The 16,859-nt window shown below is 74.1% G+C and carries 17 protein-coding genes and 1 riboswitch; of the genes, 13 read left to right on the top strand and 4 right to left on the bottom strand.

Annotated features, from left to right (window positions below):
• The first annotated feature begins 11 nt into the window (after nucleotides 1-11).
• The 13 genes from ACIG47_RS24090 (at nucleotide 12) to ACIG47_RS24030 (ending at nucleotide 12,001) form a co-directional block, all read left to right on the top strand.
• The gene (locus ACIG47_RS24090; protein ID WP_397433596.1) at nucleotides 12-845 is read left to right on the top strand and encodes a hypothetical protein; all 834 of its coding nucleotides are present in this window, start codon (nucleotides 12-14) and stop codon (nucleotides 843-845) included.
• Nucleotides 842-1,546 carry a Flp pilus assembly protein CpaB gene (gene cpaB, locus ACIG47_RS24085; protein WP_397433595.1) on the top strand — a complete coding sequence of 235 codons (705 nt, stop codon included), beginning with the start codon at nucleotides 842-844 and terminating at the stop codon, nucleotides 1,544-1,546. Before ACIG47_RS24090 ends, cpaB begins: the two co-directional genes overlap by 4 nt.
• A gap of 2 nt (nucleotides 1,547-1,548) precedes the next feature.
• Nucleotides 1,549-3,225, top strand: coding sequence for a hypothetical protein (locus ACIG47_RS24080; protein WP_397433594.1), 1,677 nt, complete (start codon nucleotides 1,549-1,551; stop codon nucleotides 3,223-3,225).
• A 3-nt stretch (nucleotides 3,226-3,228) separates the two neighbouring features.
• Nucleotides 3,229-3,594, top strand: a complete 366-nt coding sequence (locus ACIG47_RS24075; protein ID WP_397433593.1) for a TadE/TadG family type IV pilus assembly protein — start codon at nucleotides 3,229-3,231, stop codon at nucleotides 3,592-3,594.
• 1 nt (nucleotide 3,595) lies between these two features.
• Nucleotides 3,596-4,969, top strand: a complete 1,374-nt coding sequence (locus ACIG47_RS24070; protein WP_397433592.1) for a CpaF family protein — start codon at nucleotides 3,596-3,598, stop codon at nucleotides 4,967-4,969.
• Nucleotides 4,966-5,889 (top strand): type II secretion system F family protein, encoded by a 924-nt coding sequence (locus tag ACIG47_RS24065; RefSeq protein WP_397433591.1) that lies wholly within the window; start codon nucleotides 4,966-4,968, stop codon nucleotides 5,887-5,889. Before ACIG47_RS24070 ends, ACIG47_RS24065 begins: the two co-directional genes overlap by 4 nt.
• A 1-nt stretch (nucleotide 5,890) precedes the next feature.
• Nucleotides 5,891-6,772 carry a type II secretion system F family protein gene (locus ACIG47_RS24060; protein WP_397433590.1) on the top strand — a complete coding sequence of 294 codons (882 nt, stop codon included), beginning with the start codon at nucleotides 5,891-5,893 and terminating at the stop codon, nucleotides 6,770-6,772.
• The gene (locus ACIG47_RS24055; protein WP_397433589.1) at nucleotides 6,759-7,997 is read left to right on the top strand and encodes a sensor histidine kinase; all 1,239 of its coding nucleotides are present in this window, start codon (nucleotides 6,759-6,761) and stop codon (nucleotides 7,995-7,997) included. Before ACIG47_RS24060 ends, ACIG47_RS24055 begins: the two co-directional genes overlap by 14 nt.
• Nucleotides 7,997-8,680, top strand: coding sequence for a response regulator transcription factor (locus ACIG47_RS24050; protein ID WP_397433588.1), 684 nt, complete (start codon nucleotides 7,997-7,999; stop codon nucleotides 8,678-8,680). The genes ACIG47_RS24055 and ACIG47_RS24050 overlap by 1 nt, the downstream gene beginning before the upstream one ends.
• A gap of 68 nt (nucleotides 8,681-8,748) precedes the next feature.
• Nucleotides 8,749-8,997: a hypothetical protein gene (locus ACIG47_RS24045; RefSeq protein WP_397433586.1), complete on the top strand. Its 249-nt coding sequence runs from the start codon at nucleotides 8,749-8,751 to the stop codon at nucleotides 8,995-8,997.
• Nucleotides 8,998-9,027: 30 nt separating this feature from the next.
• A complete protein-coding gene (locus tag ACIG47_RS24040; RefSeq protein ID WP_397433585.1) occupies nucleotides 9,028-10,560 on the top strand; it encodes an OmpA family protein in 1,533 nt (510 codons plus the stop codon).
• Nucleotides 10,557-11,231 (top strand): pilus assembly protein TadG-related protein, encoded by a 675-nt coding sequence (locus ACIG47_RS24035; RefSeq protein WP_397433583.1) that lies wholly within the window; start codon nucleotides 10,557-10,559, stop codon nucleotides 11,229-11,231. Before ACIG47_RS24040 ends, ACIG47_RS24035 begins: the two co-directional genes overlap by 4 nt.
• Before the next feature lie 281 nt (nucleotides 11,232-11,512).
• The gene (locus tag ACIG47_RS24030; RefSeq protein ID WP_397433581.1) at nucleotides 11,513-12,001 is read left to right on the top strand and encodes a YbaK/EbsC family protein; all 489 of its coding nucleotides are present in this window, start codon (nucleotides 11,513-11,515) and stop codon (nucleotides 11,999-12,001) included.
• A gap of 431 nt (nucleotides 12,002-12,432) precedes the next feature.
• Here ACIG47_RS24030 and ACIG47_RS24025 read toward each other — a convergent pair whose 3' ends face one another.
• From ACIG47_RS24025 to ACIG47_RS24010, 4 genes are all read right to left on the bottom strand, one after another.
• Nucleotides 12,433-13,326, bottom strand: a complete 894-nt coding sequence (locus tag ACIG47_RS24025; protein WP_397433580.1) for an SMP-30/gluconolactonase/LRE family protein — start codon at nucleotides 13,324-13,326, stop codon at nucleotides 12,433-12,435.
• 73 nt (nucleotides 13,327-13,399) lie between these two features.
• The gene (locus ACIG47_RS24020) at nucleotides 13,400-14,041 is read right to left on the bottom strand and encodes a cysteine hydrolase family protein (protein WP_397433579.1); all 642 of its coding nucleotides are present in this window, start codon (nucleotides 14,039-14,041) and stop codon (nucleotides 13,400-13,402) included.
• Nucleotides 14,038-15,462, bottom strand: coding sequence for a purine-cytosine permease family protein (locus ACIG47_RS24015; protein ID WP_397433578.1), 1,425 nt, complete (start codon nucleotides 15,460-15,462; stop codon nucleotides 14,038-14,040). Before ACIG47_RS24015 ends, ACIG47_RS24020 begins: the two co-directional genes overlap by 4 nt.
• Before the next feature lie 120 nt (nucleotides 15,463-15,582).
• Entirely contained in the window at nucleotides 15,583-16,443 is an 861-nt protein-coding gene (locus ACIG47_RS24010; protein ID WP_397433577.1) for a C40 family peptidase, read from the bottom strand.
• Between the two features lies 1 nt (nucleotide 16,444).
• Nucleotides 16,445-16,629, bottom strand: a riboswitch (cyclic di-AMP (ydaO/yuaA leader).
• Nucleotides 16,630-16,859 lie beyond the last annotated feature (230 nt).

Genomic DNA, 16,859 nt, shown 5'->3' with positions numbered 1-16,859 from the left:
GAGGGGGTAGCGTGCAGGTCATTGCGATCGGCGGCCCGGTCGGTGCGCACCCGGGGGCACGCCGGGTCGGGCGCACACTCGGTGAGGTCGTCGACGCCGTCGCCGCGCTCCGGGCGGACGACGTGGTGCTGACCACCCGTGACGAGCCGGCCCGCCGCGTGGCTCGCTCCACGCGCCTGGTGCTCGGCCCGGAACGGATCGGGGTGCTCCACGTCGACGCCCCCATGACCGCCTGGGCGGTGCTGCTCGCGGGGCTGTGCTCGCCCGGGCTCACGGCATCGGCAGCGCGTGCGGTGGCCGACGAGGTGCTGTCCCGCACGACCACGCGGGTGCTGCTGTCGAGCGTCGCCTCGCTGCACCGGCCCACCCCGACGTTCCGCCAGCACGCCGGGAGCTACCTGCCGCGCACGGCGTTCGTCGTCGATCCGGGTCGTGGGTCCACCCGCGGCACCGTGCGTCGCTTCCGCGGCAGCCTCGGGGTGCCGGACGGCGGCGACCTGCTCGTCGTGGCGCGTTCCCCGCGTCCCGTCGTGCCGGACGACGACGGCACGCTGCTGCCCCGGTCGCCCGACGCGGAGCTCGTGGCCGCGGAACCGGGCTGGACGGCGACGCGCTGGCTGGAGGCCTCGACCGTCGAGGGTTCGCTGGGAGCCGCCGTCGCGACCGCGCTGTCCCGGTCGTACCTGTGGGGCGCCTGCGACGCGTGCGGCCGGGCCGTGGCCGGCGCGTGCGTCTTCTGTGACATCGCGGAGCGCCGGGTCCGCGCCCGGACGGAACCGCCGGCCGGCACCGACGCCGACACGCCGACCGGGACACCGACCGAGACCCAGGGAGTGATCAGTTGAACCCGCGTCAGCGCCGGGGAGTGTTCTTCCTCGTCGTCACCTCGATCCTGGCGGTCGCCGTCTTCGTCGGCGTCCTCTCCTACGTGCGCACCGTGAGCTCCCAGGTGGGGCCCATGGTCACCGTGCTGCAGCTCAACCGCTCGGTCGACGCCCTGGAGCCTGTGGACGAGTCCATGCTGGAGCGGGTCCGGGTGCCGGAGCGCTGGGTGCCCGAGACGGCCGTGCGCAGCGCGGAGGACGCCGACGGGCTCGTCGCGGCGACCGCCTTCGACGAGGGGGCGCTGCTGCAGAGCGGCATGCTGATCGAGCGCCCGGGCGTGCAGCCGGGGTTCCGCGAGGTGGCGATCATCGTGGACGCCGAGACGGGCGTGGCCGGCAAGGTGGAGCCGGGCGACCACGTGGACATCATCGCGACCATGGGCGGCACCGGCGGTGAGAAGCCCGTCTCGCGGGTCTGGGTGTCCAACGTCCTGGTCCTGGAGGTCGGCCTCCCGCGGACGGTGGAGGCGTCCGACAACCTGGAGACGCGCAGCGGGTTGCCGGTCACGTTCGCGCTGAGCACCGAGGACGCACTGACTCTGGCCTACGTGGAGTCCTTCTCCGTGAAGATGCGCCTCGCGCTGCGCGGTGCGGGTGACGAGGACATGCTTCCCGAGCAGCAGCGCGTGTACGACGGCGCCGCCCCGAAGGCGGAGGGCTGACCATGGTGACCAAGGTGCTGCTCGCCACGCCGTCGCACGAGGTCCGGGACCACCTGGGCCACGTCTTCGGGGAGTCCGGCGGGTTCGAGCTCGCGGCGGCCGTGTCCGACGGCGCGAGCGTGCTCACGGCGCTCGACAGGCAGCCGGACATCGACATCGTGGTGGTCGACGAGGCCGCCGACGACGGCCACGGGCACGCGGTGGCCCGCAGCGTCGGCCTGGCCACGCCGCTCACCGGCATCGTCATGGTCGTGGACGCGCACAGTCCCGCCGAGATGAGCCGGGCGATGGCCTCCGCGATGGAGGTCGGGGCGCGCTCCGTCATCGCCCGGAACGCAGGCCTGGAGGAGGTGCTGACCCGGCTGGAGACCGTGGCCTCCTGGTCGGCGATGGCCCGGGCATCGATCGCCGCGGAGCGCAACGGCGGACGCAGCGGCCAGGTCGTCGCCGTCGCCGGTGCCAAGGGTGGCGTGGGCACGTCGGTGCTGGCCCTGCTCCTGGCCCGGGCGGGCCGCTCGAACGACACCGTCCTGGTGGACCTGGACCTCGGCGCGGGCGACCTCACCGCCTACACGGGCGTGCGCACGCGCCGCTCGGTGGTGGACCTGGCCGCCGTCGAGGGCGAGGTCACCGGCCGCATGCTCCGCGAGACCACCTACGAGGTGCCCGGCGGCCTGCGGCTGCTGCCCGCGCCGAGCGAGGGGGAGCGCGGGGAGGCGATGACCGCGGCCGCGACGCGCTCGATCGTCAGCGCGCTGCGGTTCGAGTCGGGGCTGGCCGTGATCGACGTGGGCAGCCACCTGGACGAGCCGCGCGCCACGGCCCTGGAGTTCGCCGACCGGGTGCTGCTGGTCACCACCCCGGACCTGCCCGCGCTGCGGGCCGCGCGACGTAGTCTCGCGCAGTGGGACCGGCTGGCCGTCCGCCGCCCGTCGACGGTCGAGCTCGTGCTCAACCGGCGCACGCCGCGCGACGAGGTGACGCCCGCCCTCGTGGAACGGATCGTGGAACGTCCGATCGCCTTCACGGTGCCCGACGGCGGAGTCGCCTTTGCCGGCGCGGTCAACACGGCCACGCTGCTGGAGACGCCCACGCCGGTGCACGCCGCCGTCGCCAAGGTCGGTGTCGCGGCGATCCGGCAGGAGGCGTCCGCGGCGCGCGAGGGTACAGCGGACGGCCCCACGGAGGTCGAGGCGCTGGTCGCGGGTTCGGCCCGGCGGTCCGGCGGCCGCAAGGGCACCGGACGCCGCAGGGCCGGCGTGCGCACGGTGGCCGGACGTCGTGGTCCCGGCCGGGCGGGCGCGGACCCCGAGGCGGGGCAGTCCACCGTCGAGCTGCCGGTGGTGGTCCTCGTGGTGCTCATGGTGCTGCTGCTGTGCGTGCAGGGCATCGGCTGGGCGTCGGGCCTGCTCGCCGCGCGGGCCGCGGCACAGGAGGGCGCGCGGACCGTCGGCGTGCTCGGCTACTACGACGACCTGGGCGGGCGCCGCGACGACGTCGTCGACCAGGTGCGCGACGACGTGCGCGACCAGCTGCCGGGCACGTTCCGCGAGGTCGTGAGCGACTCCGACATCGAGGTGTCCTCGGACACGGTGAGCGTGCGGGTGACCGTGCCGACGCTCGTGCCCGGCGTGGACCTGTCGGCGTCGTCGTCCGCGGCCGTCTACCGGGAGGGCTGAGGGATGCCCGGCGACGGTGGCGAACGCGGGCAGGCGGCCGTCGAGCTGGTCGGCCTCGTGTTCGCGCTGGTGCTGGTGGGGCTGCTGGCGATCCAGGGCATCACCGTGGCGCAGACGGCGTCGATCGCGCAGGAGGCCGCCCGCAACGGGGCCCGGGCCCTGAGCCTGGGCCAGGACGCGCGGGCCGAGGTGGAACGGTCGGTCCCGGACGGCCTCGACGTGCGCGAGGTGCGACCCGTCGTCGACGACGGCACCGCGCGCGTGCGGGTGACGGTCTCCGCGCCGCTCGGGCTGGCGGGGATGACGGTGGTCGACGTCGCGCTGACCCGCACGGCGGCGTTCCCGATGGCGTTCGCAGGGGAGGACTGACATGGCGCTGCGCGACCGGCTGGCCGCCGACGAGCGGCACGACGAGGACAACGACCTCGCCAAGGTGTACCGCGAGCGGCTGCTCGAGGAGATCGACGTCGACGACCTCGCCCGGCTCTCGCCGTCCCAGCGGCGGGTGCGGCTGGAGCGTGTCCTGTCCCGGCTGCTGTCCGTGGACGGTCCCGTGCTGTCCGCGCGCGAGCGCAGCGCGCTGGTGCAGCGCATCACCGACGACGCGCTCGGCCTGGGTGTGCTGGAGCCGCTCCTGGCGGACGAGTCCATCACCGAGATCATGGTCAACGGCCCGGACGACGTGTTCGTGGAGCGCTACGGCAAGGTGGAGCGGGTGCCCGCCCGCTTCGCGTCGGCGGAGCAGCTCTACCAGACGATCGACCGGATCGTGTCCCAGGTGAACCGCCGCGTGGACGAGTCCTCGCCGATGGTGGACGCGCGCCTGCCCAGCGGCGAGCGCGTGAACGTGATCATCCCGCCGCTGGCGCTGGACGGGCCCACGCTCACGATCCGCCGGTTCCCGACGCCGTTCCGGATGGGCGAGCTGGTGGACCGCGGCACCCTCGACGTCACGACGGCGAGCCTGCTGGGCGCGTGCGTGCGGGCGCGGCTGAACATCGTGGTCTCGGGCGGCACCGGCTCCGGCAAGACGACGTTCCTCAACGCCCTCTCGGGGCTCATCCCGGACCACGAGCGCATCGTCACCATCGAGGACGCCGCCGAGCTCTCCTTGCAGCAGGGACACGTGGTGCGGCTGGAGTCCCGGCCCGCGAACGTGGAGGGGCGCGGCGCCGTCGCCATCCGCGACCTGGTGCGCAACGCGCTGCGCATGCGGCCCGACCGGATCATCGTGGGCGAGGTGCGCGGCGGCGAGACGCTCGACATGCTCCAGGCGATGAACACCGGCCACGACGGCTCGGTGGCCACCGTGCACGCCAACACAGCCCGCGACGCGCTGGGCCGCCTGGAGACGCTGGCGTCGATGAGCGAGCTCGACCTGCCCGCCGCGACGCTGCGCGACCAGATCAACTCCGCGATCGACCTCGTGGTGCACCTGGAGCGCGCGCAGGACGGCACGCGGCGGGTCATCGAGGTGCAGGCGGTCACCTCGCAGCGGCGCGAGGAGTACGCGCTGACGCCGCTGATGCGGTTCGTCGCCGAGCCCCTGGGCCCCGACCGCACGGTGACCGGCCGGTTCGTGCCCGAACCCGTGCCGGCTGCGCTGCTGGAGCGGCTGCACCGGGCGGGCGAGACGGTGCTGACGGTTCCGGGCACGGCCTCAGGCACGGCCTCAGGCACGGCGCGCGGTGACGGTGACAGCCGGCCTGGTGCCGCCGTCGGCGGGCCGGGAGGTGCGGCGTGATCGTCCTGCTGATCGCCGCCGGCCTGCTGGTGACCCTGCTGATGGCGGCCGCCACGGTGGCCACGCTCGTCAGCAACGCGGAGACCGAGCGACGCATGGTCGAGAGCGCGGACCTGGACCAGCTCGCGGGCGTCCCGCTCTTCGCCCGGCTGGACGAGCGGCTCGCCCGCGCCCGCTGGGGTCAGCGGCTGGTGGCGCTCCTGGCCGGAGCGGGGCTGCCCGCCTGGTCTCCGTCCCTGTTCCTCACGGCCGCGTGCGCGGGGGCCGCACTGGCGGGACTCGCCGTGCTGCCGCTGTTCGGCTGGGCGACGGCCGCGCTCGCGGTGCTGCTGGTCGCCGTCGGCGCGCAGCGGTGGCTGGACCGGCGCCGCAAGCAGCGCGTGGACCGGTTCGTGGCGCAGCTCCCGGAGCTGGCCCGGCTGCTGGCGAACGGCGCGTCGGCCGGGCTGGCCGTGCGCCGGTCGCTCGAGATGGCGGCCGAGGAGATGGCCGAGCCGGCGGCCTCCGAGGTGGCGCAGGTCAGCGCCGAGATGGCGGTGGGCCGGTCGATGCGAGACGCCCTGTCCGGGCTGAGCGAGCGGCTGCCGTCACGCGAGCTGTCGGTGCTGGTGCAGACCCTGACCATCCAGGGCCGCTCGGGTGGCGAGCTCGTGACGGCGCTCGCGGGCATCGGGCAGACGCTGGAGGAGCGCCGCCGGCTGCGGCGCGAGGTGGTGACGTCCACGATGGGCGCCCAGTTCTCGGGCTACACGGTGATCTTCCTGGCGTTCGGCGCGGTCGCGCTCATGAACGCGTTCAGCCCCGGCGTGGTGGACGTGATGATCACCAACCTGGCGGGTCAGGTGGTGCTGCTGGTGGCGACCGGCCTGTTCGTCGTCGGGTACCTGGTGGTCCGCCGGCTGTCGCGGGTGGAGGTCTGACGTGGAGGGACCGCTGCTGGCCGCGGGGGCTGCGCTGCTGACGGTGCTGGGGATGGTCGCGCTGCGGCTGCTGACCAGCACGGGCCTGGAGGATGTCGAGGCCGAGTACGCTCCGGAGGCCGAGGCACGGCAGCGCGGGTTCGTCGCCCTCCTGGACCGCATCGGGGCACCGCTGCTGCCGCTGGCCGTGCGGCTGTACGGGCGACTGCGCCTCCAGCGCCTCGACACCGTGATCCGCAGGGCGGGCCGGCCCGAGGGCGTCACGCTCACCATGTTCGTGCGGCGCGAGGCGGGCCTCGTGGCACTGGGCCTGCTGTTCGGCCTGCTGTTCACGGCGCAGGGCCTGTGGTCCATCGGCGTGCCGCTCGCCCTGGTGCTGTGCGCCTGGATGCGTGTGTGGCTGTACACGGAGGCGGCTCGGCGGCGCCGGCAGATCGACGCCGAGCTGCCCGACTTCCTGGACGTGCTGGCGGTGACCGTCACGGCGGGCCTGGGCTTCCGTCAGGCGCTGGAGCGGGTGTGCGAGTTCCACGGCGGCGCGCTGGCGGCCGAGATGCGCACGGCCCTGGAGGAGATGAACGTCGGTGCGTCCCGGCGGCAGACGTTCGTGGCGCTGCGCGAGCGCAGCAGGTCGGCTGCGGTCGGTGCGTTCGTGACGGCGCTGCTCCAGGCGGAGGAGCTGGGTGTGCCGCTGGCGGACGCCCTGACCGGCATCGCCTCCGACGTGCGCCGGGAGCACGCCGAGACCGTGCGCCAGCGTGCCGCGCGTGCCGCGCCGCTGGTGTCGCTGGCGGTGACGATGACGATCCTGCCGGGCGCCCTGATCCTCATCGTCTCAGCCGTGCTGGTGGCGAACGCGGGGGTGCTCGGTGAGCTTTTCTGAGCGGCTCAGCCCGCCGCACGCCATGGACGCCCTCACGCAGCGCGCCATCGGTCCTGCGGTGCGCCTGCTGTGCCAGGTGCGGCTCGTGGTCCTGGCGTTCGCCCTGGTGCTCGCGCTGCTCGACGGCGCGGGCTGGCTCGGCGTGTTCCTCGTGGTGCTCGCCGCCCCGTTCTCGTTCGTGCCCGCGCTGAACTGGGACACCCGGGGCCGGTTCTACGCCCGCAACGGGATCTTGCTGGCGGGGGACACCGCCGTGGCCGTCGTCGCCCTGCTGCCGCTGGCCGGGTCGCCGCTCATGGCGGTCTACGCCGCGGCCACCGCTGCGCTGTGGGGACTGTTCGCCGGGCTGCGGCTCGCACTGGTGATGGCGGCACCCCTGTGCCTCTACCAGCTCACCGGGTACGACGGCGGCTGGCGCGGCCTGGTCACGGGCCTCGCCGGCACCGTCCTGACCATCGTCATGACCTGGACCGGTACCCACCTGGGCCGGCGGCTGCGACGGCAGGCCGTGCAGTCGGCCGAGCTGGCGGCCGCCCGCGCCGACCAGGCAGCCCTGGCGGAACGGCTGAGCCTGGCCCGGGACCTGCACGACACGGTCGCGGGCGACCTCGCCGGTCTCGCCCTGGCGGCCCGCGGGCTGGCCGAGCGGCTGGCCCGCGAGGGCGCGGCGGCGGAGACGGTGGCGGTCGCGCGCGGCCTGGGCATCGCCGTCCGCACGGCCCACGATCACACCCGTCGCGCCCTCGGCGAGCTGCGCGACGACCCGGACGGCCTCGCGGCGTCCCTGGCCGACACCGCCCGGCGCTGGACGGAGCGGACCGGGGTGGCCACGACCGTCGACGTCGACCCGGAGACCGACGGCACGGCCGGGCCGCACCGGGCACGGCACGCCCGGGCCGTGGTGACCGAGCTCCTGGAGAACGTGCGCAAGCACGCGCGGGCGTCGCGGGTCGAGGTGGCGGTGTCCGTGCGCGACGGCGTCGTGCGGGTGCGCGTGGCCGACGACGGCGTCGGGCTGGGTGCTGGGCTGGGTGCGGGTGCTGCGGGCCGAGGGCCGGGTGGTGGCCGGGCGCCGGGAGGTGGCCGCTACGGCATGCGCGGCGTCCGGGAGCGGGCCCAGCTCTGCGGGGGTGACGCGACCTGGGAGCCGGGACCGGGGGGCGGCACCGTGGTCACGGTGGTGCTGCCCGCCGAACCGGCACGAGCACTGAGGGAGGTGGCCTGATGCGCATACTCACGGTGGACGACAACCCGATCATCCGGATGGGCCTGCGGACGCTCCTGGACGGCACACCGGGCGTGACGTCCGTGGCCGACACGGGCGACCCGTACGAGGCGATCGCGTACGTCCGCGCGGGCCAGGTGGACGTGGTGCTGCTGGACGTGCGGATGCCCCGGATGAGCGGGCTGGAGCTGCTCCCGCAGCTCTCCGCCGCGACCGTGGTGATGCTGACCCACACCGACGACCCGGCCACGGTGGCGGAGGCGATGGCGGCGGGCGCCGCCGGGTACCTCGTGCACGGTGCCCTGGAGCCGGGGGCGATGGTCGATGCGATCCGGCTCTGCCGGAACGGCAGCCAGGTGGTCTCGGGCGTGGCCGCGCCGTCCGCGGCGCCGCCGCGCGGGCCGGCGGTGCGCGACCTGCTGTCCCGCCGCGAGGCCGAGGTGATGGACCTGGTGGCCGACGGCCTGGCCAACGGCGAGGTGGCGGCCCGCCTGTTCATCTCCGAGAAGACCGTGAAGAACCACGTGAACAGCCTGTTCGCGAAGCTGGGTGTCACCACGCGGAGCCAGGCGATCGTGCGGTGGCTCCAGCAGGGCCCGGACGCGGGTAGTGCCGTGGGCCCAGGCGGAACAGGCCCTCGACCGGGTCCGCATACCCTGGGTCCGCGGGCCGCCGCTCCGTAGTTTTGCCGGTGTGGCCGCGGTCCGCAGATCCGCGGCAGGTCACCGGACACCGAACGCGGAGGGACACCATGAACAAGCTCATCGAGAAGGCGACGGCCGCCCGGGTCGCGCTGGCGGCCGTCACGGAGCGCGCCGCCCGGCGCGCCCGCGACGACGAGCGCGGCCAGGGCACCGTGGAGTACGTCGGCGCGGTTCTGCTGGTGGTAGCGGTCGTCGGTATCGTCATCGCCGCGGCCAGCGACGTGGGCGACGCCATCGTCACGCAGCTCACCGAGGCCGTGAACGACATCGCGGGTGCCGGCGGCGGCGGCGAGTAAGGCTCTTCCGAACCACACCGGAGGTACTGGATGCGTCAGGTCCACCGCGCGGCGCTCGCCGTCGCCCTCGTCGGCGCGCTGGCCGGCTGCGGGCTCACCGGCCCCGACCGGGCCGGCACGGTGACGCCGCCACCCGACGCATCGCCGGCCTGGACCTCGTCCGCGGGCACCCCGCCCCCGGACGAGGTCGTCTCCGTGGAGCGCGAGCTGCACGAGGCGCGCGTGCGGTTCGACCTGCACCCCGTCGAGGTGGACGGCGACCTGGCCGTGCTGCGGTACGAGTACACGGCCGAGCCCGCCGGGCCGGACCCGCTCGGGTCCGGCACGGTCCCGCTGAGCCTGGGCGGGCTGGGCGAGTCCGTCACCGACGGACGCGGGGTGCGGCTCGTGGACACCGGAGCCGGCGTGGTGCACCCCGTGGCCGAGGCGGCCGACGGCACCCCCGCGGCCGAGATCGAGCAGGAACGAGCCGACGACGACACGCTCCACGGCTCCGCCGTCGCGCTCTTCGCGGCCCCCGCCGCGGACCTCGTGGACGTGCTGCTGCCCGGGTACGGCGCCGTCTCCGTGCCCGTCGTCGCCGCGGGCGGCGACTTCGCCGAGGCCGTCGACCAGGTCGGCGGAGCGGGGGAGGCGCGCACCGAGGAGCTACGGGCCTTCACCCAGGGCTACGACGCCGGGACCGCGACCGCCGCGCAGGACGACGACGTCACGGTCACCCTGGCGTCCGACGTCCTGTTCGCCTCGGACTCCCACGCGCTGTCCCGGCGTGCGCGAGGCGTGGTGGAGCGGGCCGCCGCGGCCATCGTCGAGCAGGCCGACGCCGGGGAGGTGCATGTGGTGGGGCACACCGACGTCGTCGACACCGACGCGTACAACCAGGCCCTGTCCGAACGGCGGGCCCGGTCCGTGGCCGAACGCCTGCGCTCCGGCCTGGGCGACGGCTTCACCGTGACCGAGGAGGGCCGGGGCGAGGCCGAACCGGTCGCGGAGGGCACCGGTGACGAGGCGCGGGCCGCCAACCGGCGCGTCGAGATCCACTTCGAGGGCCACCTCGTGGTCGACACGACGGCCCGCAGCGAGGCACCCGGCACCGACGCCCCGACGGCGAGGGACGCCGCCGTCACCGTGGCGACGGACCGCGGTGCGTACAGGGTCGAGGTCGAGTCCGTGCAGCGGCGCTCGGGCGCGCTCGTCGGCACGCTCGTGACCGAGCGCACCGAGGGCAGCGCCATCGACCCCGCCTGGTTCCTCCCCGCCCACCTGACCATGCTCGGCGACCGGAAGTTCGGGGCCCTCGCCGAGGTGGCCGGCCCGCACAACCTGTCGCTGCTCGGCGCGCGCGAACGGGTGCTGCCGTTCGACTACGTGGCCGAGGAGCGCACGGGCGGGTTCGTGCTGCGCCGGCTGCTCGGCGACGAGGAGGTCCAGACCCTGGACCGGGGTCAGCGCGCGACCGTTACCGTGTACTGGCCCGACAGCGGCCAGGACACCGTGACCGTGGACGCGCCGGACCGGTTCCGGATCACCGACGTACCAGTGACCGAGGCCGGGGAGCGATGACGGCGCGGCGGCCGTCCGGTGACCGCGAGCGCGGGTCGATGCACGTGATGACCATCCCGGTCGCCGTCGGCATGCTCACCGCCGCCGTCCTGGTGATCTCGATGGTGGGCACGGCGACCGACGACCGTCGCGAGGCGGGCACCGCCGCCGACGCCGCGGCCCTCGCCGCGACCCAGGAGTGGGACGAGCACCTCGGCCTGCTGCACGCGCTGCACCTCGGCGTCGACGAACCGGAGGCGTTCTGGGACCTCGCCGAGGAGGCCCTGCTCACCCCGGAGCTCGAGGGGGACATGCGGGCCGTCGCCCGGGCGTACGCCGAGGAGAACGGTGCGGAGCTGTTGCGGCTCGACATCGACACGGCGCGGCTGCGGGTGACGGCCGAGGTTCGGCACGAGGTCGCGGTGCCGGGCACCGGCATCCGATCGGAGGCGGCCGCCACGGCCGGCGTCCGCCTGCGGGGCGGGCTGTGCCTGGCCGACGGCGGGCCGGGCTGGGTGATCGACGGGGAGTGCCGGACGTCGCCCGAGCCTGAACCCGGCGGTGAGGGTTCGGAGAATGGTTCGGGCGGTGAAGGTTCGGGTGGTGAGGGTTCGGGTGGTGAAGAGGAGGAGCCGGCGTGGAGCCCGCCCGAGGTCGAGGACTACACCAGCTCGGTGGTGCTCGTGGGCTGACCCTGAACCGTCGGTGCAGCGCGGGGTACCAGAGCGACACCATGAGCTGTCTGTGCTCCTCGGGCCGCCACGGGTCGGAGCGCTGCTCGTCCACGAGGTCCCCGTCATGGCACTCTTCCCACCCGAAGCGTCCGGTCTCTCATAAGGTGCGCTTCTACCCAGCGATTGCGCCCAGATGGCACCTCGAATCTGGGCACAATCGCTGGGTAGAAGCGCACCTTGTGGACTGGGGGGCCAAAACAGCGGGGTCGTCGTGGTGGGCGATGTCTACCATCTGGCGCATGTCGAACTCGTCGCCCCGTCATCCCGCCGTCGAGAAGGTCACCGCTGCGCTCGCGGAGGCCGGCGCCACCGGCCAGGTCCGCTGGCTCGACGACGCTGCCACCACCGCCACGCTCGCCGCCGCGCACCTCGGTATCGAGGTGGGGCAGATCGCGAACTCCCTCGTGTTCCTGTTCGACGGGACGCCGACGCTCGTGCTCACCTCCGGCGCCCACCGCGTGGACACGGCGTGGTTGGGCGAGCAGGTCGGGGCGACCATCACCCGCGCCTCGAAGGACCAGGTCAAGGAAGCAACGGGCCAGGTCATCGGCGGCGTCGCGCCGGTGGGCCATCCGGCACCTGTGCCGACGTACGTGGACACGGCGCTCGCCGAGCACGCCGAGGTGTGGGCTGCCGCGGGCCACGCCAAGACCGTCTTCCCGACGACGTTCGCCGAGCTCGTCCGCATCACGGGCGGCACGCCGACACCGGTCACACCCGAGAACTGAGCCCTCGAGCTGTCGAGCGTGGAAGCCGGCTGAGCACGTTGGAGCATTGAGTGTGGAGGCGCGCATGGTGTGCCGGAGCATTGAGTGTGGAGGCGGGCTTGGTGTGCCGGAGCGTCGAGCGTGGAGGCGGTCTGAGTGTGCTCGAGCACTGATCTGGGACTGCCGGAGGGCGGGGCGGGCAAGCGGACCTGGACCGTAGCCCGTGCGGTGTCCGTGGTGTGTGCCGTTGCCGCCCGGGGAAGGTGCCCCGCGAAGGTCGGTCACTCCGTGTAGACAATGTCGACGCAGAGTGACCGACCTTCGCGGGGCACCTTCCCCGGCCGCTCGGCATTGGTGCTCGACGCCCGGCGGCGTCCGGCACGGCCTCGGCGTGCTCGCGTGCTCGCGCGGTCGTCCGGTCGCGCGCCCGTCCGTCCGCCCGGTCGAGCGCCTCAGCGGATCCCGGTCGCCGTCACTCGGATCGAGAGCAGCAGGTTCGTCGCCGTCACGAACAGCACGTTGCGCTTGGCGCCGCCGAAGGTTAGGTTCGAGCAGACCTCGGGCAGCAGCAGCTTGCCGAGCAGGGTGCCGTCCGGGTCGATGCAGTGCAGGCCGTCGTGCGCGGCCGCCCAGATCCGCCCGGCGTCGTCCACCCGGATGCCGTCGAACGTGCCTGCGTCGCACGTGGCCAGCACATCGCCGCCGGAGAGCGTGAGGTCGGGGGCGACGTCGAAGCGCCGCAGGTGCTTGCGCTCGCTGTCGGTGACGTAGAGGGTGCGTTCGTCGGCGGAGAAGGCGAGGCCGTTGGGCCCCGTGAGGTCGTCGGCGACCTGGGTGACGGTGCCGTCAGGGTCGCGGCGGTAGACGTGGCAGCCGTCGATCTCGGGTGGTGCCGCGAAACCCTCGTAGTCGCTCTGGATGCCGTAGGACGGGTCGGTGAACCACACGCTCCCGTCGCTGCGTTCGACCAGGTCGTTGGGGCTGTTGAACCGCTTGCCCTGCCATCGGTCGGCGAGCGTGGTCACCGTCCCGTCCGGCTCGGTGCGCGTGACCGAGCGGCTGCCGTGCTCGCACTGGAGCATGCGGCCGGCCCGGTCGACGGTGCGGCCGTTCGCGTACCCACCCGGGCTCCGCCAGACACCGACGGCGCCCGTCGCCTCGCCCCAGGAGAGCACCCGGTCGTTCGGGATGTCGCTGAACAGCACCGTCCGCCAGGCGGCCGACCAGGCGGGGCCCTCCAGCCAGCTGCCCTCGTCGTAGTGCACCGTCGCGTACGTGTCGCCGTGGACGGGCGAGAACCGCTCGTCGTGACGTTCCCACCGGGCACGGATCCTGTTGCCGGTCACACCTACCTCCTTCGTGCATGGTGACCATGCGGTTGCTGCCGGTACGGACCCGATCCTGGCAGCAACCGCATGGTCAAGGGTGGGTTGTCGCCAGGACGGCCTCGGTGGTCGTCACCTCGATCAGCGGGGCGTACAGGCGCATGATCGCCAGGGCGCACTCGTGGTTCTCCGGCGTCGAGCCCGCGCAGGCGTCCTCGACGACGAGCACGTGGCGGCCGGCGTCGGCGGCGGCGAGCGCCGTCGAGATCACGCAGCAGTCGGTGGCCACGCCCGCCAGCACCAGCTCGCCGGCGTCGCGGGTGGCGGCCGCCAGGTCGGGGCCCCACTTGCCGAACGTGGTGGCGGTGACCACGGGTGCACCCGCCGCTGCGACGTCGCCCAGGTCGGTGATCTCGTACAGGGGGTCGCCGGGTGCCACCAGCGCGAACGGCCACTGGTCGAAGTAGGCGCGCCAGGCGCCGTCGGGCACGGCGGGGGCGACGTACCGCGTGAGCACCGTGCGGCCCGCGAACGCAGGGAGCAGACGGCGGGTGCCGGCGAGCGCGCGCGGGTAGTCGGGGGAGGCCCAGGGGCTGGGCGGCCGGGCGAACACGTCCTGCATGTCGATCACGACCAGCGCGGCATCCGGCCCGCCCGCACCGGCCCAGGCACCACCGGCCCCGGCACCACCGGGCCCGACGTCGAGCGCCCCGCCCGCCCGGGCCCCGTTCGTCATCGCCCCTCCTGACGGCGCACCCGGCGGGCGCTCAGCACGAGCGTCCCGGCGAACCCGATCACCAGGGCGACGAGCACGCCCAGGTTGGCGAACGCCCAGCTTCCCTCGATGCCGCCGAGGGGGCCCAGGAGGTAGCCCTGCCAGGCGAGCCACGGCGCGTAGGTGTTGGTCACCAGGCCCCAGCCGACGGCGGTGCCGCCCACGACCAGCAGCACGGCGGCCCAGTTCACGGAGCCGTAGCGGCCGGCCGGGTCGTACAGGTCGGCGTCGGCGTAGTCGCGGCGGCGCAGCAGGATGTCGGCGAGCAGCACGCCGCACCAGGCGGCGACGGGCACGCCGAGCGTGATGAGGAAGCCCTGGAAGGGGCCGATGAAGGAGTCGGCGACGAACACGACGTAGACGGCGCCGAGCACCATGAGGGCGCCGTCGATGGCGGCGGCGACCCAGCGCGGCGCGGGCAGCCCGAGGGACAGCAGGGCCAGCCCGGAGGAGTAGATGTCCAGGGCGGCGCCGCCGATCAGCCCGGCCAGTGCCACGACGGCGAACGGGACGAGGAACCAGGTGGGCAGGAGGGTCGACAGGGCGCCGATGGGATCGGCGCCGATCGCCTCGTCGAGCACGGGGTCGGAACCGGCGAGCAGCAGGCCGAACACGAGCAGGGCGACGGGGGCGAGCGAGGCGCCGAACGTGGTCCAGCCGACGATGCCCGGGCCGGACGCGGAGCGGGGGAGGTAGCGCGAGTAGTCGGCGGCCATGTTGACCCAGCCCAGGCCGAAGCCCGTCATCATGAACACGAGCCCGCCGATCACCTGCGGGCTGCCGCCCGCGGGGATCGCGGCGACCGTGGCCCAGTCGACGTGGTCGAGCACCAGGACGACGTAGACGACGGTGAGCACGGCGGTCAGCACGGTGATCACGACCTGCAGCCGCATGACGAGGTCGAAGCCGAAGACGCCGGCCACCACGACGATGCCCGCCACCACCACGAGGGCCACGACCTTGGTGACCGTGCCACCGCCCCAGCCCAGGGCGCCGAGCACGGTGGAGGTCGCGAGCGTGGCCAGGGCGACCAGGACCGTCTCCCAGCCGACGGTGAGGATCCAGGACAGGAGCGACGGCAGCGCGTTGCCACGGACACCGAACGCGACCCGGGACAGCACCATGGTGGGCGCCGAGCCGCGCCGTCCGGCCAGCGAGATGAACCCGCAGAACAGGAACGACACCACGATGCCGACCACGCCCACCACCACGGCCTGCCAGAACGACACGGCGAACCCGAGCAGGTAGGAGCCGTACCCGAGGCCCAGCACGGAGACGTTGGCGCCGAACCACGGCCAGAACAGGTTCCGCGGCGACCCGCGCCGCTCGGACTCGTCGATGGTGTTCAGGGCGTTGGTCTCGACGCTCGTGGGTGAGCTCATGCCGGTGATCCTGCCACCGCCACCGCCCCCGCGGCGAGCGTGCGGCCACCCCCTGGGACGCCGAAGGGCCCGCACCACGTGGTGCGGGCCCTTCGGGGTACCTCGGTCGGACGACGGCGGTCAGCCGACGTGGATGAAGACCGGGGCGTCCTGCCAGATCGACGTGTAGCGGACGGTCTCGCCGGGCACCGGGGCCTCGATCTGCATGCCGTCGCCCGCGTAGATGGCGATGTGGCCGGGGGACCAGATCAGGTCACCGGGCTGTGCGGCGTCCGCGGAGACCGCGGTGCCGGCGTAGCGCTGCTCCGAGGACGTGCGCGGCAGGTCGATGCCGACCTGCGCGTACACGTACGAGGTGAAGCCGGAGCAGTCGAACCCGGCGGGGGTGGAGCCCGCCCACAGGTACGGCACGCCGAGGTACTGCATGGCGATGTCGACGATGGCGGACCCCGAGGCGGACACCGGGGCGGCCTCCTCGACGGGCTCCTGGACGGTCTCCGCGACCGGCTCCGCCTCGGCGACGGCCTCCTCCACGACGGGCTCCGGCTCGGGCTCGACGACGGGCTCCGGCTCCGGCTCCGGCTCGGGGGCCGGGGTGACCTTGATGGTGCCGGTCTCGAGCGTGAACTCGCTGTCGGCGGCGACCCGGACCGCGGGAGCGGTGTCGGCCTGCGCCGTCGTGAGCGCGGCGGTGGTCACCTCGGCGGCGGCCGCCTCCGTGCGGGCGGCGTCCTTGCGGGCGGCGTCCTTGACGGCGTCCTTCACGGTCTTGAGCTCGGCCGTGCTGGTGCCCGGGTCGCTCGCGGGGGCGGCGTGGGCGGGGGCGCCGAGCAGGGAGACGAGGAGTCCCGAGCCGGCGGCGACGACCGCACCACGGCGGGCGGTCGCGGACAGGCCGCGTGCGGCGGCGCGTGAGAACGGTGTCAGCGGTGTGATGGGCGGGTGGGCAGCACGATGCCGCCCGGGCGTGCGTGTGTTCACAACGATTTCTCCCGGCGCCTGCGAGGTGAGCTGTCGGATTCGGATCGGAGAATGACCCGGCCGCGTCGTGCTGGTGCGGCTTCACCCCAAGGGCACCGTCGGTGCCCGTCTTCGTGGTTCCCCCGTCCCTGTCATCTGTTCTCGAGCAGATCTCGCGGCGGTGACAGGGCTCGGCGTCCACCACGAGTGCCCACGGAATTCCCCGCGAGCGGGACCGACCGTAACCCGGGTCGGCCAGAAAGTCACAATCGCGTTACGGCCGAGGGGTCAGTCCTGGTAGCGCTTGACGGTTATATCCGACATGAGATACGTCACTCCGGCCTGTGGTGGGGCCCCGGGGCGGGGGGGCCCCCCCCCCGCCCAACCCCGCCCGACGGTGATGGTGTGGGCGCACACGTTTGCGGGGTGGTTACGGC

It is taken from the genome of Promicromonospora sp. NPDC052451 (assembly GCF_044547525.1).
Classification (GTDB): Bacteria; Actinomycetota; Actinomycetes; order Actinomycetales; family Cellulomonadaceae; genus Promicromonospora.
Note: the sequence above shows the minus strand (reverse complement) of the source record. Positions and strands in the feature narration are given on the sequence as shown.